We start from the raw sequence: 15,400 nt of genomic DNA on the forward strand, positions 1-15,400 counted from the left end.
TTTATTGATATGAAAACAAACTAGGGGCATAGCTTCTAGTTTGTACTTATTTAATTATTGGGGGATGAAATATGAATGTTTTAGTAATTGGCCGCGGTGGGCGTGAGCATGCTTTAGCTTGGAAGTTTGCACAATCCGAAAAGGTAGAAAAAGTGTATGTAGCACCAGGTAATGAAGGTATGCGAGATGTTGCAACACCAGTTGATATTGATGAAAATGATTTTGATGCATTAGTTTTATTTGCTAAAGAGAATAAGGTTGAATTAACTTTCGTTGGACCAGAAATTCCACTTATGAATGGAATTGTTGATCGTTTTAAAGAAGAGGGACTTCGCGTATTTGGTCCGAATAAAGCGGCTGCTGTTATTGAAGGCAGTAAAGCTTTTACAAAAGAGCTTATGAAAAAGTATGATATTCCAACTGCGGCGTACGAAACTTTTACAGATTATGAAGAGGCAGTACAGTACATTCAAAAAGTTGGTGCACCAATCGTTATTAAAGCTGACGGATTAGCTGCGGGTAAAGGTGTAACGGTAGCAATGACACTTGAAGAGGCATTGCAAGCTGCGAAAGAAATGCTACAAGATGTAAAGTTTGGCGAAGCAAGTAAGAAGGTCGTTATTGAAGAATTTTTAGATGGACAAGAGTTTTCATTAATGGCATTTGTGAATGGAACAACTGTGCATCCGATGGTAATTGCGCAAGATCATAAACGAGCTTTTGATGGTGATAAAGGTCCAAATACGGGCGGAATGGGTGCGTATTCTCCAGTACCACAAATTCCAGAATCAGCAGTTCAAGAGGCGATAAAAACGGTATTACATCCAACTGCTAAAGCGATGATTGCAGAAAACCGTTCGTTTACAGGAATTTTATATGCGGGACTTATTTTAACAAATGATGGCCCAAAGGTAATTGAATTTAATGCCCGCTTTGGCGATCCTGAAACAGAAGTAGTATTACCTCGCTTAGAAAATGATTTAGTTGATGTATGTAACGCTGTATTAGATGAAAGTGAGTTAACATTACAATGGTCAGAGGAAGCCGTAATTGGTGTTGTACTTGCTTCGAAAGGATATCCAGAAGCATATAAAAAAGGTGACATTATTAACGGATTAGATGCACTGCAAGATGTGATTGTTTTCCATGCTGGTACAGCAATGAAACATGGTGACTTTGTGACAAACGGTGGCCGTGTACTATTTGTTGCTTGTAAGGCGAATAGTTTGCAAGAAGCAAAAGATAAAGTGTATAAAGAAATCGGCAAAATTGAGAGTGATGGTCTATTTTACCGAAGTGATATAGGATATCGTGCAATTGGGCATGAGATGACGAGAAGTTAATATGTAAAAAATCCCGCTGATTTCTCAGCGGGATTTTTTATGCATTGTTATCTTTTTTCAATTTTCCTTTTTGCTTTGCCATTTCTCGAAGTAAATACTCGATGTGTGCATTGACGCTACGAAACTCATCATTCGCCCATTTTTCGATGACTGCGTGTAATTCAGGATCAATACGTAATGGAAAGCTCTTCTTTTTAGCCATAATGATTTACAACCCTTTAGTATAGGCTTCCTGTATTAATAACTGGTTGCGCACCTTTATCTGAAACGATGGCAACTAATAAGTTGTTCACCATATTTGCTTTACGCTCGTCATCGAGTTCCAGTACGCCTTCCTCATCTAACATATGGATTGAATCTTTCGCCATCTTCACAGCACCTTCAACAATCTCTTTTCTAGCAGCTAATACTGCTTTTGCTTGTTGACGTTGGAGCATTGCATGGGCAATTTCTGTTGCGTAAGCTAAATGTGTTAAACGAGTTTCTAATACTTCTACGCCAGCGATTTCAAGGCGTGCTTCTAGCTCACGTTTTAATTCTTCAGAGATTTCTTCAGTATTTCCGCGTAACGTGATGCAAGTTTCATCTTGGAAATTATCATAAGGATATTTTGTTGCAACGTGGCGGATTGCTGTTTCACTTTGAATTTCTACAAATCGATCGTAATGTTCAACACCGAACATTGCTTTTGCAGAATCAACTACTTTATATACGATAACGGCTGCAATTTCAATCGGATTTCCCTCAATATCATTTACTTTTAATTTCTTACTATTAAAGTTTTCAACACGTAATGATACAGTTTGACGGAATGCGAACGGAATCGTTAAAAATAAACCATTTTGACGAATTGTTCCTAAGTAATTACCGAAAAACGTAATGACTTTCGCTTGGTTTGGTTGAACAATACCAATACCTGTAGCAAGAACCGCGGCTAAAATAATAGTTAATGCTGCTCCTATGAAAATTTCTTGTATAAGGAAAAATACACCGATAGCGGCTAAAATCAAAATTCCAATAATCCCAAGAAAACCATTAACATAAAATACTTGTTTTTCTTTCATATGATCGCCTCCTGATATAAAAATGATATCATTTTTATATCATTTTAAGCAAGGGGTTTACACCTAATTTTCTGAATTTTATTGATTGGACATCTCTTATGTATATTTTAAGGTCTGAAATGAGAATATACGTTCTGATTCATGGTAAAATAAAGAAGACTTAACCGCCCACTGCAGCAGCTAAGTCCCTTTGAGAGCATCTTGCATCGTGACAAATGATTCAAAGCGGTTTTGCCAGGATTATATCTTCAATCGCTGACTCAATCTCTTTGTCAGAAGCGTCAAAACTTCCATTTGACTGTGGTTTGTCGTGATTGGAAGTTTGATTCACTTCTTCTTTAGCATGTCCCTTTTCAGTAAAATTCATGCTAGGCATTTTAAATGCCCCCATATTCATGTATTTTCCGAATTTCCACATTTCAACAACAGGACAGAAACGAACAATTCCCTCTGCAATTTTCATTGCACCAATCCATAGCAAGACGTTAGACCAAGTGCACCACGGCTTGCGTACAAGTTTAGCGCTACTACAGCCGAAGAGGATAAGTCCGAGTGTAATTCGAATTAGGGCATTTATTGTACCGATGTTTTGCTTCATTAGAAAAACACTCCTTTTTATGAAAGTTGAAATAGATAATACTATTTCTCTTATTAGTATCCCATGTGATTTTTGGGATATGTAATCCAACATTTGACGTTGAAAAAGATGTTGGAATGTGCGTGTGTGTAAGTAGCTTTTTTTGTTATAATGAAAGAATGCATAAAAGGAAGTTCAAAATTAAATCCTCTAGTTTGAAAAATGTGGAAGAGGGAATTCCAAACTTAATTCTCCGTTTTAAACAAATATTTAAGATGAAGTTAAAAAATCCTAATGAAAATAAACTGTTATTTTGAACAGAAATATATAAATAGAAAAAAGAAAGGGTGTTTTCATGTACGATATTTCCGGGTGGAAACATGTATTTAAGCTTGATCCAAATAAGGAGCTAAGTGACGAACATTTAGAAATGATTTGTGAGTCTGGAACAGATGCTGTTATTGTAGGCGGAAGTGATGGCATAACAATTGATAATGTACTGCACATGCTAGTTAGCATTCGTAGATATGCAGTTCCTTGTGTGTTAGAGGTTTCTGATGTGGAAGCAATTACACCAGGATTTGATTTTTATTATATCCCAAGCGTTTTAAATAGCCGAAAAGTAGAATGGGTAACAGGCGTTCATCATGAGGCTTTGAAAGAATTTGGGGATATTATGGATTGGGACGAAATTTTCATGGAAGGGTATTGTGTTTTAAATCCTGAGGCGAAGGTAGCCCAGCTTACAGATGCGAAATGTGATGTAACAGAAGATGATGTGATTGCATACGCGCGTTTAGCAGACAAGCTATTACGTTTACCGATATTTTATTTAGAATATAGCGGTACGTATGGAGATGTTGAACTTGTTAAAAATGTAAAAGCAGAATTAAAACAAGCGAAGTTGTATTATGGCGGCGGTATTTCTAATGCAGAACAAGCGAAAGAAATGGCGCAGTACGCTGATACAGTAGTTGTTGGAAATATTATTTATGATGATATAAAATCCGCGTTAAAAACAGTTAAAGCAGTAAAAGGAGAGTAGGTGCAGGCGTATATGAGTAAGACAGACAGGTTATTAAATGGTTTAAATCCGCAGCAACAAAAAGCAGTACAAACAACGAACGGACCACTTCTATTAATGGCAGGTGCAGGTAGTGGTAAAACACGTGTGTTAACACATCGTATTGCGTATTTACTTGGTGAAAAAGGGGTAGCACCATGGAATGTACTAGCTATTACCTTTACAAATAAAGCTGCTCGTGAAATGCGCGAGCGTATTGATACACTTGTCGGACCAGAAGCAGAAGATATTTGGATTTCTACGTTCCACTCTATGTGTGTACGTATTTTACGACGTGATATAGACCGCATTGGTATTAATCGTAACTTTACAATCTTAGATTCAGGTGATCAGTTAACTGTAGTTAAAAAAATTATGAAAGAGCGCAATATTGATCCGAAGAAATTTGAGCCTCGTTCTATTTTAGCTGGTATTAGTAATGCAAAAAATGAATTGTTATCTGCAGATAAATATGCGAAAAAAATTACAATCGCTGATCCATATGAAAAATTAACGAGCGATGTATATACAGAATATCAAAAACGTCTTCTGAAAAATAATTCATTAGACTTTGATGATTTAATTATGACAACGATTCAGCTATTTGAACGTGTTCCAGAAGTACTAGAGTTCTACCAGCGTAAGTTCCAATACATTCACGTGGATGAGTATCAAGATACGAACAAAGCGCAGTACCTTCTTGTTAAACATTTAGCAGCACGTTTTAAAAATTTATGCGTTGTAGGTGACTCGGATCAGTCTATTTACCGATGGCGCGGGGCTGACATTTCTAACATTTTGTCATTCGAAAAAGACTATGAGAATGCGCAAGTTATTCTGTTAGAACAAAATTATCGTTCGTCACAAAATATTTTAAATGCAGCGAATGCTGTTATTGAAAAAAATTCAAACCGTAAACCGAAGAAATTATGGACAGATAATCAAGTTGGAAGCAAAATCTCGTATTATCGTGCTGCGACGGAAAAAGACGAAGCGTATTTTGTTGCGAAAAAAATTCGTGACGATATTCAAATGGGAAAACGAAAATATACTGATTTTGCAGTGTTATATCGTACAAATGCGCAGTCTCGTATGGTCGAGGAAATTTTCCTGAAATCTAATATTCCTTACAAAATTGTCGGCGGTACGAAGTTCTACGATCGTAAAGAGATTAAAGACATTTTGGCGTATTTACGTTTAATTGGGAATCCAGATGATGAGATTAGTTTCGCACGTATTATAAACATGCCAAAGCGCGGAATTGGCGCGACTTCTATCGATAAAATTATTAATTACGGTGTACAAAATGGAATTTCATTAACGGCTGTATTTGATGAGATTGAGCATGTTGGAGTAAGTGCAAAAATTACAAAGGCAGTAAAAGAATTCGCAGGTTTATTACACAACTGGGTAAATATGCAAGAGTATTTATCTGTTACAGAGTTGGTAGAAGAAGTTATTGAAAAAACAGGCTATCGCGATATGTTGAAAAACGAGCGTACTTTAGAAGCAGAAGGTCGTCTAGAGAACTTAGATGAGTTTTTATCTGTTACGCAAACATTTGAATCTCAAAGCGAAGATAAGAGCCTTGTTGCCTTCTTAACAGACTTAGCACTTGTTGCTGATATTGATCGTGTAGATGAAGATCCAACTGCTGGTGAGGAAGTTATTTTAATGACGATGCACTCAGCGAAAGGATTAGAGTTCCCAGTTGTCTTTATTGTTGGGTTAGAGGAAGGAATATTCCCGCATACTCGTTCTCTAATGGAAGAAGATGAAATGCAAGAAGAGCGTCGCCTTGCTTATGTAGGTATTACTCGTGCAGAAGAAGAGTTATATTTATCCAATGCACAAATGCGTACTTTATTTGGTAGAACAAGTATGAACGCTGCCTCTCGATTTATTACAGAAATCCCGGCAGAGCTAGTAGAATCGTTAAATGAAACAGCGCCGAAGCGTGAAACATCGTTTGGTGCAAAAGGAAGAACGGCGAGTAGCAGTAGAGCGACAACGACAACTACAACACGCTCTCGTTCAGCTTTCGCGCGTCCTGCAGCTAAGACGACAGGCGGCGAGCAAATTGGCTGGGCAGTAGGAGATAAAGCTTCCCACCAAAAATGGGGAGTCGGTACAGTTGTCAGTGTAAAAGGTGAAGGTGATGCAAAAGAATTAGATATTGCGTTTCCAAGCCCAATTGGTGTTAAACGTTTGTTAGCAAAATTTGCACCTGTGACGAAACAATAGGAAAGGAATGAGGATATGTCAAAAGAGATAGCAAAACAACGTATAGAAGAACTGCGTGATTTGTTAAATACATTTAACTATCAGTATCACGTATTAGACAATCCTTCTGTTTCTGATGCGGAGTATGACCGTAATATGCAGGAGCTTATAAAATTAGAAGCAGAGAATCTAGAGTTTATGAGTGAGGACTCTCCCTCTATTCGCGTTGGGGGAACTGTTCTTGATATATTTGAAAAAGTAACACATAAGTCACCGATGTTAAGTTTAGGAAATGCATTTAACGAAGGAGATTTACGTGATTTCGACCGACGAGTACGCCAAGGAATTGATGATGCGAATGTAAGATATATATGCGAATTAAAAATTGACGGACTCGCTGTTTCACTTCATTATGAAAAAGGACGCTTCATTCAAGGGGCAACACGTGGTGATGGTGTAACAGGTGAAGATATTACCCAAAATTTAAAAACGATTAAAGCGATCCCGCTCCGTTTAAATGAAGAAGTAACGTTAGAAGCACGAGGCGAAGCTTATATGCCGAAGCGTTCATTCGTTAAGTTAAATGAAGAAAAAGAACAAAATGGTGAAGATGTATTTGCGAATCCGCGTAATGCGGCGGCAGGTTCAATACGCCAACTTGATCCGAAAATTGCAGCGAAGCGTAACTTATCTATGTTTGTGTACGGTCTTGCGAATGTAGAAGAAAAAACAATTCCATCACATAGTGAATCGCTTGATTTCTTAGGTGAACTTGGATTCAAAACAAATCCAAATCGTCGTACATGTGAAACAATCGAAGAAGTTATAGCTTATGTAGAAGAATGGCAAGAAAAACGCCCGCATCTTGATTATGAGATTGATGGAATCGTTATAAAAGTAGATGATGTTGCTCTTCAAGAAAGTTTAGGAACTACAGCAAAGAGTCCAAGATGGGCAATTGCTTATAAATTCCCGGCTGAAGAAGTTGTAACAAGATTAACAGGCATTGAATTAAGTGTTGGTCGCACAGGGGTTGTAACACCGACAGCAGAGCTAGAGCCAGTGCGAGTGGCTGGTACTATCGTTCGTCGTGCTTCTTTACATAACGAAGATTTAATTCGTGAAAAGGATATTCGAATTGGTGACTATGTTGTAGTGAAGAAGGCCGGAGATATTATTCCTGAAGTTGTGAACGTTATTTTCGATAAGCGTACTGGTGAGGAAGAAGAATATCGTATGCCAACCCATTGCCCAGCATGTGAGAGTGAACTAGTTCGTTTAGAAGAAGAGGTAGCACTTCGTTGTATAAATCCAACTTGTCCGGCTCAAATTCGAGAAGGATTAATCCATTTCGTTTCAAGAAATGCAATGAATATTGATGGACTTGGAGAACGTGTGATTACACAACTCTTTGATGCTGATTATATTCGTACATTTGCTGATTTATATTCATTGACGAAAGAGCAATTATTGCAGCTAGAACGATTTGGTGAAAAATCAGCAACGAATTTAGTACAAGCAATTGAGAATTCTAAAGACAACTCATTAGAGAGATTATTATTTGGTCTTGGTATTCGCCATGTCGGAGCGAAAGCAGCACGTACATTTGCAGAGCATTTCGAAACGATGGATGCACTTGTGAAAGCGACGGAAGAAGAACTAAAAGCAATTAACGAGATTGGTGAAAAAATGGCTCAATCTGTCGTGACATATTTTGATAATGAAGACGTATTAGAGCTATTACAACAATTTAAAGAGTATGGCGTGAACATGGCATACAAAGGGATAAAAATTGCTGATTTACAAAACGTTGAGTCGTACTTCGCAGGAAAAACTATCGTTTTAACAGGGAAATTAGAAGTTATGGGACGTAGTGAAGCGAAGAAGAAGATTGAGGCATTAGGTGGAAAAGTAACAGGAAGTGTTAGTAAAAGTACGGATTTAGTTGTTGCAGGTGAAGCGGCAGGTTCGAAATTAGCGCAAGCGGAGAAGCATAATGTTGAGGTTTGGAATGAAGAGAGGTTCTTACAAGAGCTAAATAAGTAAGAGGTGCAAACTTACCATGAAAAAAATAGCATTAGCGGTATTAAGCCTTGGCCTACTTATAAGTGGGTGTAGTGCAGGTACCGATAAAGAGGAAAAAGTGGTTGAGAAATCGGAGAAAGCAAAAAATCAAGCAATCGTCCCAAAGTACTCTATTTCGGATGAATATTATAAGGCGACTATTCCATTTGAAGCAGGAGCTGCACGTGGGTTAGTTGTACAAGGAGTAAGTAATCGTCTTGATATAGATGAATTTGAAACAGGATTAATGCGTATTGCGAAAGAGTCCTTTAGTACGAAAGATCATTTCTTTAAAGGTGGAAGTGCTCTAGATGCTCAAAATTTGCAGATGCTTGTTAAAAGAAAGCGTACAGATGCTGAACAGAAGGAATTAGAGGATAAATTAAAAAAAGATGCAGTTAAATTTCCAAATATCGGGTTAAACCCAGCGTTAGGTGGAGGAACTGAATCATTAGAGGAAAAAAATAAAAAAAATCCAATATATATTTCAAATATTTTAGAGCATGATTATTATGTGAAAAAAGGCGAAAAAGATGAACTTCAAGGCATTGTAGTTGGTTTAGCGATGAATTCGGTTCATTATTACGAGGAAGAGCATGGTTATCCACGTGAGGCTAAAATCGAGCAAGAGAAAATGTTAGCTGAAGGGAAAAAGATGGCGCAAGAAGTTTTGAAAGTTATGCATCAAAAACAGCCTGACACAAAAACTGTCCCGATAACATTTGCAATTTATCGTCAGGCTCCAAAGGCTTCACTCGTGCCAGGTAACTTTGTTTCTTATGCGAATGTTGAAAAAGGCAGTGAAACGGTTGAGGATTGGAAACAAATTAATGAGAAATATTATTTGTTCCCATCTGAACAAGCGAAAACGGATAATAAACGTGAAGATCTGGCGAGAGTATCAAACTTTAAAGCGAAACTAAGCGATTATTTCCAAGGCGACTATACAGCTGTTATCGGTACTGGTATGTATAGAGACGATGAATTAAGAGAAATAAAGCTTGATATTCCTGTCCAATTTAATGGGAAAGCAGAAATAATTGGCTTTACACAATATGTAGCCGGACTTATTACGGAATACTTCCCGAATTATATGAAGGTGCAAGTAACGGTTAAATCTGTAGAACGCCCTGAAGCGATTATTATACGTGAAGCGAAGCAAGATGAACCATTTGTGAAAATTTTAGATTAAATAGAAAGGCCGTTCCTTTATGGAACGGCTTTTCTTCTCGAAGAATTTTGTTATAATTTAAAATGTTATAAACAATGGGGGTAAGGGGTAATAAAGCACATGGACGAATTAAGTTTTCAAGTCATTATTTTATTAATTGCATTCGGCTTTTTAGCAGCTTTTATTGATTCAGTTGTTGGCGGTGGAGGATTAATTTCGCTTCCTGCACTTATGTTTGTTGGTTTACCACCAGCTTCGGCAATTGCAACAAATAAATTAGCGGCAACGATGGGGACGTTTACGAGTGCAATTTATTTTATTCGATCAGGAAAGGTTGATTTTAAAATTGTAGGAAAGTTAATCCCGTTAACTATTATAGGGGCGGTCGCAGGCGCTTTAGTAGTAAAGTTTATTCCGCCGGATATTTTACGGCCGTTAGTGCTTGTAATGTTGGTGTTTATTGCCATTTATATTATTGCAAAAAAGGATTGGGGAAGTGCATCTACCTATAAGAAGATGACGAAAAGAAAAACATTAATATTTTTCTTTGTTATTTTAATGATAGGGTTTTACGATGGATTTTTTGGACCAGGGACAGGATCCTTTTTAATTTTTGCATTTTTATTAATTGGTTTGGATTTTATTCAAGCGGCAGCATCTGGAAAACTTTTGAACTTTGTTAGTAATATTGTATCTTTAATTACTTTTTTATTTTTAGACGTAATTCATTTTGAATACGGTATTATTATGGGATTGTCGATGATTTTTGGCGCTTATTTTGGATCGAAGTTTGCAGTCCAAAAAGGTGTTGGATATGTAAGGACTTTATTTTTGTTAGTAACTATTTTATTGATTGGAAAAAACATTTTGGAATATACTCATATTTTGTAGAGTTATACGTATGTATAACTCTATTTTTTTATTATATTTTAAAAATTAATTAATTTTTAAAATATAAGTCTAGGAATATTTGAATAAATCTAAATTATCGTGTAGAATAATGTTGTAAAATGTAAACGTTTTTCTAAGGGGAGGCTAAAAAGAATGGTAGTAGCATACAAACATGAGCCATTTACAGATTTTTCAGTGGAGGCTAACAAATTAGCGTTTGAAGAAGGTTTAAAGAAAGTAGAATCTTATCTTGGACAAGACTATCCATTAATTATTGGGGGAGAAAAAATCACTACAGAAGACAAAATTGTTTCTGTAAACCCTGCAAATAAAGAGGAACTTGTTGGTCGCGTTTCAAAAGCAAGCCGTGAGTTAGCTGAAAAAGCAATGCAAGTAGCGGATGAAACATTCCAAACTTGGAGAAAATCAAAGCCAGAAATGCGTGCAGACATTTTATTCCGCGCTGCAGCAATCGTTCGTCGCAGAAAGCATGAATTCTCTGCTATTCTTGTAAAAGAAGCAGGTAAACCATGGAATGAGGCAGATGCTGATACAGCAGAAGCAATCGATTTTATGGAATATTATGGTCGTCAAATGTTGAAATTAAAAGACGGTATTCCAGTAGAAAGCCGTCCAATTGAATATAATCGTTTCTCTTACATTCCATTAGGAGTAGGTGTTATCATTTCTCCTTGGAACTTCCCATTCGCAATTATGGCAGGTATGACAACAGCTGCTTTAGTTTCTGGTAACACAGTATTACTAAAACCAGCTAGTACAACTCCTGTAGTAGCAGCGAAATTCATGGAAGTATTAGAAGAAGCTGGCTTACCAGCTGGCGTAGTAAACTTCGTTCCAGGTAATGGTTCTGAAGTTGGTGACTACTTAGTAGATCACCCTCGTACACGTTTCGTGAGCTTCACTGGATCTCGTGATGTAGGTATCCGTATTTATGAGCGTGCAGCGAAAGTAAACCCAGGCCAAATTTGGTTAAAACGCGTTATCGCTGAAATGGGTGGTAAAGATACAATCGTTGTTGATAAAGAAGCAGATCTTGAATTAGCAGCTAAGTCTATCGTTGCATCAGCATTTGGATTCTCAGGACAAAAATGTTCTGCATGTTCTCGTGCAGTAATCCATGAAGATGTATACGATCACGTATTAAATCGTGCTGTTGAATTAACGAAAGAATTAACAGTTGCTAACCCAGCTGTATTAGGTACAAACATGGGTCCTGTTAATGACCAAGCTGCATTCGATAAAGTAATGAGCTATGTTGCAATTGGTAAAGAAGAAGGTAGAATCTTAGCGGGTGGCGAAGGAGACGATTCTAAAGGCTGGTTCATCCAACCAACAATCGTTGCTGACGTTGCAGAAGATGCTCGCTTAATGAAAGAAGAAATCTTCGGACCAGTAGTAGCATTCTGTAAAGCAAAAGACTTTGACCATGCACTTGCAATTGCAAACAATACAGAATACGGTTTAACAGGTGCTGTTGTTACTAATAACCGTGACCATATTGAAAAAGCACGTGAAGAATTCCACGTTGGTAACTTATACTTCAACCGTGGATGTACGGGTGCAATCGTAGGTTACCAACCATTCGGTGGCTTTAACATGTCTGGTACAGACTCTAAAGCTGGTGGCCCTGACTACTTAGCACTTCACATGCAAGCAAAAACTACTTCTGAAACTTTATAAGAAATAGTAGAAGAGATCTTCGCAGTCTGCGAAGATCTCTTTTTTTTTTTTTTTTTTTTTTTTTTTGAAAAATTTTCTATATGTGGATTAAGATAGATATCAGTAGAAAAACTAATAAAGTAATAAGGTTTACTTCAGTAAATAAGATATATTATATTTGTTGGATAGATTCTCTTTAAAGATAAGAAAAGTAGGTGAACAAAGTGGGAAAATATCAATTGGATTACAAGAGTCAGGTAGCTGTGGCAAAGTTTCATGAAAAACAGACGCCTGCCAAATTTGATAAAAAGCAGCAAATTGAAAATTTGCGTGCGGAGTATTTGAAAAAGAAGCAAAAACAAACAGATAAATAATATGTTACGTTTTTGATAGGAGAAACTAGTTCTAAGTACCATATATTACTATTTGGTACTTAGAACTAGCTAAACCCTATTAATATCGGGATAAACATGTAAATAGAAACAAAACAACGAGAAAAATTGATTTATTAGTCATATTTTTTAGTATTCATTTTAAGAATTTCCTGTATAATACAATTTGAAAGAAAATCTATGGTTTGACAAGAAACACTCTTTTCGGTTTTGCTCACTGAAGGGAGTGTTTTTTTATAGCTAAAAACTCCTCTGTACTCATTACATTTGCATATACGCCATTTAAACTAGCTAAAATTGTGTTATGAATATAAACGGCTGGTATCGTAGCATTCTTAAAAGAAAGATCTTTTGTCGCACAAGCATCATGTATAACGGTACATGGAAAGCCGAAATCAAAAGCGGCCCTTACGGTAGCATCAATACACATGTGAGTCATCATCCCGCATATGACGACGTGCTCAATATCTAAACGTTGTAAGTGTTCTAGAAGAACGGTTTCGCGGAAACTATTTGGATAATGTTTGAGTATAACGGTTTCTTCTCTAAGTGGGCGTACGCTTTCATGAATATGTACACCTTCTGTATTGGGTAGGAAAAAAGTAGCATCATCTTTAATTGCTACATGTTGGATATGAAAAATAGGTTCGTTTTTCGTTCTAAAGAATTGTAGTAGCTGACTAGCATATTCGCTTGCTTCTACTGGATTGCGCAATTCCATCTTTCCATTCGGAAAATAATCATTTTGAATATCAACGAGTAAAAGAGCTGTTTTCATATATTTATCTTCCTCCGATTTCATATTCAAATAATGGTATTCAATTAGTAGAGAAGATTATCCTTTTTAAAAATATGCAGGAGGAGAATTTTACATAACTTTAAAGGTTACTATTTTATTATGAAATTCCATCTAAAAATTTTAATAAAGAAATAATTTATATTTTTCTAAAAAATGTATTGACTCTTATTATTCTGAGTTCTATAATGAAAATTAATTAAACGACAATTAAATCGATACATTCTTATCCAGAGAGGTGGAGGGACTGGCCCTACGATACCTCAGCAACGGGTTTTTTAATACCGTGCTAACTCCAGCAAGCCTATGAAAGGCTTGGAAGATGAGAAGATGTGAACGAGTACATATAAGTGCTCTCCTTCTTATCTTTATGGTTGATAAGAAGGGGAGCACTTTTTATTTTACCTCGAAAGCTCTACTTCAAGTTTTTACAGCATATAGGAGGGGAAAAAATGATTTCTTTTAACAATGTAAGTAAAGTATATGAATCAGGTGGGCAATCTGTTCATGCGGTGGAAGATGTAACATTATCAGTTGAGAAGGGCGAGATATTCGGCATTATCGGTTTTAGTGGCGCTGGAAAGAGTACGTTATTACGCCTAGTAAATATGTTAGAGAGGCCAACGGCGGGAACGATTTCAATAGATGATAAAGATATTACATTACTATCGACGAAAGAATTACGGAAGCTAAGACAAAGAATCGGGATGATTTTTCAAAGTTTTAATTTATTCAATTCAAGAACCGTGTTTGGGAATATTGCTTATCCATTAAAATTAGCGAAAGTACCAAAGAATGAGATAAAAGAAAGAGTAAATGAACTGCTAAAGTTTGTAGGATTAGAAGATAAAGCAAACTATTATCCAGAGCAACTATCAGGCGGACAAAAGCAGCGTGTTGGTATTGCAAGAGCACTTGCAACATCACCAGACATTCTTATATGTGATGAGGCAACATCAGCTTTAGATCCAGAAACAACGACAGAAATTTTGAACTTATTAAAGAAAGTAAATCGAGAATACAATGTAACAATTCTTCTTATTACACATGAAATGCATGTTGTGAAAGAAATTTGTCACCGTGTAGCTGTAATGGAGAAGGGGAGAGTTATTGAAGAAGGAAAACTGTTTGACGTTTTCACACAACCGAAAACAAAGACGACTCAAAACTTTGTACGTTCTATTATTAATGATCATTTACCGGAAAGTGTTCTAGGTAAAATTCAAAATGGTGGACAGATTTATCGCTTAACATTTACTGGTGAAGAGACAGGGCAGCCAGTACTATCATATATTGCGAAAAATTATAACGTCGATGTAAACGTACTGTATGGAAATATTATTGAACTCCAAAATGTGCTATTTGGAAATCTTCTTGTAGAATTGCAAGGTGAGCAGAAGGAAATTCAAAAAGCATTACAACATCTAAGACTGCAAGTGCAGCTGAAGGAGGTAGAAGCTCATGCGAGTTGATTGGAGTATATTTTGGCCTCGCATAGTAGATGCGACGGGGGATACCCTCTTAATGGTAATCGTAACCCTTATATTTGCTACAATTCTTGGTATACCTCTAGGTTTACTGTTATATGTAACAAGGAAAGGGAACTTTTTAGAAAATAAATGGGTCTTTTCTATTCTTAATATCATTATTAATACAATTCGTCCGGTTCCATTCATCATCTTCTTAGTAGCTTTAAGTCCACTAACAAGAAGTGTTATCGGAACGACGATTGGAACAGCAGCAGCAATCTTTCCAATGACGTTAGTTGCATCAATCGGTATTGCTAGAATGGTTGAAACAAATCTTGTTTCAGTTCCAAAGGGAGTCATTGAAGCAGCGCAAGCAATGGGTGCTTCACCATTTAGAATTGTTTTTGAAATTCTTGTGCCAGAAGCGTTAGCGCCATTGATTTTAGGTGTTACGTTTATGACAGTTGGTCTAATTGAATTTTCAGCAGTTGCTGGGCTTGTCGGTGGCGGTGGTCTTGGTGACTTAGCAATGACATATGGTTATCAACGTTTTGATACATCAGTTATGTTCGTAACGGTCGTTTTACTTATTATTCTCGTACAGGTAGCTCAAAACTTAGGAAACTACTTTGCGAAAGTCTTTTTACGCAGATCATAAAAAGGAAGA

The 15,400-nt window shown here is 36.7% G+C and carries 14 protein-coding genes and 1 riboswitch; of the genes, 10 read left to right on the forward strand and 4 right to left on the reverse strand.

Annotated features, from left to right (window positions below; translation table 11 throughout):
* Nucleotides 1-71 precede the first annotated feature (71 nt).
* Nucleotides 72-1,343, forward strand: coding sequence for a phosphoribosylamine--glycine ligase (gene purD, locus KVT31_RS21530; RefSeq protein ID WP_088094918.1), 1,272 nt, complete (start codon nt 72-74; stop codon nt 1,341-1,343).
* Between the two features lie 37 nt (nt 1,344-1,380).
* Here purD and KVT31_RS21535 read toward each other — a convergent pair whose 3' ends face one another.
* From KVT31_RS21535 to KVT31_RS21545, 3 genes are all read right to left on the reverse strand, one after another.
* Nucleotides 1,381-1,545 (reverse strand): type II toxin-antitoxin system antitoxin, encoded by a 165-nt coding sequence (locus tag KVT31_RS21535; RefSeq protein ID WP_088094919.1) that lies wholly within the window; start codon nt 1,543-1,545, stop codon nt 1,381-1,383.
* 16 nt (nt 1,546-1,561) lie between these two features.
* Entirely contained in the window at nt 1,562-2,407 is an 846-nt protein-coding gene (locus tag KVT31_RS21540) for an SPFH domain-containing protein (protein WP_088094920.1), read from the reverse strand.
* 220 nt (nt 2,408-2,627) lie between these two features.
* Complete coding sequence (locus tag KVT31_RS21545; protein WP_000812332.1) at nt 2,628-3,005, reverse strand: YgaP family membrane protein; 378 nt, start codon at nt 3,003-3,005, stop codon at nt 2,628-2,630.
* Between the two features lie 334 nt (nt 3,006-3,339).
* Here KVT31_RS21545 and pcrB point away from each other — a divergent pair, with 334 nt between their 5' ends.
* From pcrB to KVT31_RS21580, 7 genes are all read left to right on the forward strand, one after another.
* Nucleotides 3,340-4,029 carry a heptaprenylglyceryl phosphate synthase gene (gene pcrB, locus KVT31_RS21550; RefSeq protein WP_088094922.1) on the forward strand — a complete coding sequence of 230 codons (690 nt, stop codon included), beginning with the start codon at nt 3,340-3,342 and terminating at the stop codon, nt 4,027-4,029.
* A gap of 12 nt (nt 4,030-4,041) precedes the next feature.
* Nucleotides 4,042-6,291: a DNA helicase PcrA gene (gene pcrA, locus KVT31_RS21555; RefSeq protein ID WP_140392320.1), complete on the forward strand. Its 2,250-nt coding sequence runs from the start codon at nt 4,042-4,044 to the stop codon at nt 6,289-6,291.
* 15 nt (nt 6,292-6,306) lie between these two features.
* Nucleotides 6,307-8,316 carry an NAD-dependent DNA ligase LigA gene (gene ligA, locus KVT31_RS21560; protein ID WP_088094924.1) on the forward strand — a complete coding sequence of 670 codons (2,010 nt, stop codon included), beginning with the start codon at nt 6,307-6,309 and terminating at the stop codon, nt 8,314-8,316.
* Between the two features lie 16 nt (nt 8,317-8,332).
* Nucleotides 8,333-9,526 (forward strand): CamS family sex pheromone protein, encoded by a 1,194-nt coding sequence (locus KVT31_RS21565; protein ID WP_088094925.1) that lies wholly within the window; start codon nt 8,333-8,335, stop codon nt 9,524-9,526.
* 99 nt (nt 9,527-9,625) lie between these two features.
* Entirely contained in the window at nt 9,626-10,396 is a 771-nt protein-coding gene (locus KVT31_RS21570) for a TSUP family transporter (protein WP_088094926.1), read from the forward strand.
* 153 nt (nt 10,397-10,549) lie between these two features.
* Nucleotides 10,550-12,097: an L-glutamate gamma-semialdehyde dehydrogenase gene (gene pruA / locus KVT31_RS21575; RefSeq protein WP_000259556.1), complete on the forward strand. Its 1,548-nt coding sequence runs from the start codon at nt 10,550-10,552 to the stop codon at nt 12,095-12,097.
* A gap of 203 nt (nt 12,098-12,300) precedes the next feature.
* On the forward strand, nt 12,301-12,450 hold the full coding sequence (locus tag KVT31_RS21580) for a hypothetical protein (protein WP_000521652.1): 150 nt from the start codon (nt 12,301-12,303) through the stop codon (nt 12,448-12,450).
* A 232-nt stretch (nt 12,451-12,682) separates the two neighbouring features.
* On the opposite strand, the gene KVT31_RS21585 is transcribed toward KVT31_RS21580, so the two are convergent.
* The gene (locus KVT31_RS21585; RefSeq protein ID WP_088094927.1) at nt 12,683-13,246 is read right to left on the reverse strand and encodes a cysteine hydrolase family protein; all 564 of its coding nucleotides are present in this window, start codon (nt 13,244-13,246) and stop codon (nt 12,683-12,685) included.
* A 241-nt stretch (nt 13,247-13,487) separates the two neighbouring features.
* A riboswitch (SAM riboswitch) is annotated at nt 13,488-13,593 on the forward strand.
* 123 nt (nt 13,594-13,716) lie between these two features.
* Here KVT31_RS21585 and KVT31_RS21590 point away from each other — a divergent pair.
* Entirely contained in the window at nt 13,717-14,736 is a 1,020-nt protein-coding gene (locus KVT31_RS21590; protein WP_088094929.1) for a methionine ABC transporter ATP-binding protein, read from the forward strand.
* Nucleotides 14,726-15,391 (forward strand): methionine ABC transporter permease, encoded by a 666-nt coding sequence (locus tag KVT31_RS21595; RefSeq protein WP_001261880.1) that lies wholly within the window; start codon nt 14,726-14,728, stop codon nt 15,389-15,391. The genes KVT31_RS21590 and KVT31_RS21595 overlap by 11 nt, the downstream gene beginning before the upstream one ends.
* The last annotated feature ends 9 nt before the right edge of the window (nt 15,392-15,400 follow it).

The organism is Bacillus sp. GbtcB14, assembly GCF_019091205.1.
Lineage (GTDB): Bacteria > Bacillota > Bacilli > Bacillales > Bacillaceae_G > Bacillus_A > Bacillus_A cereus_AG.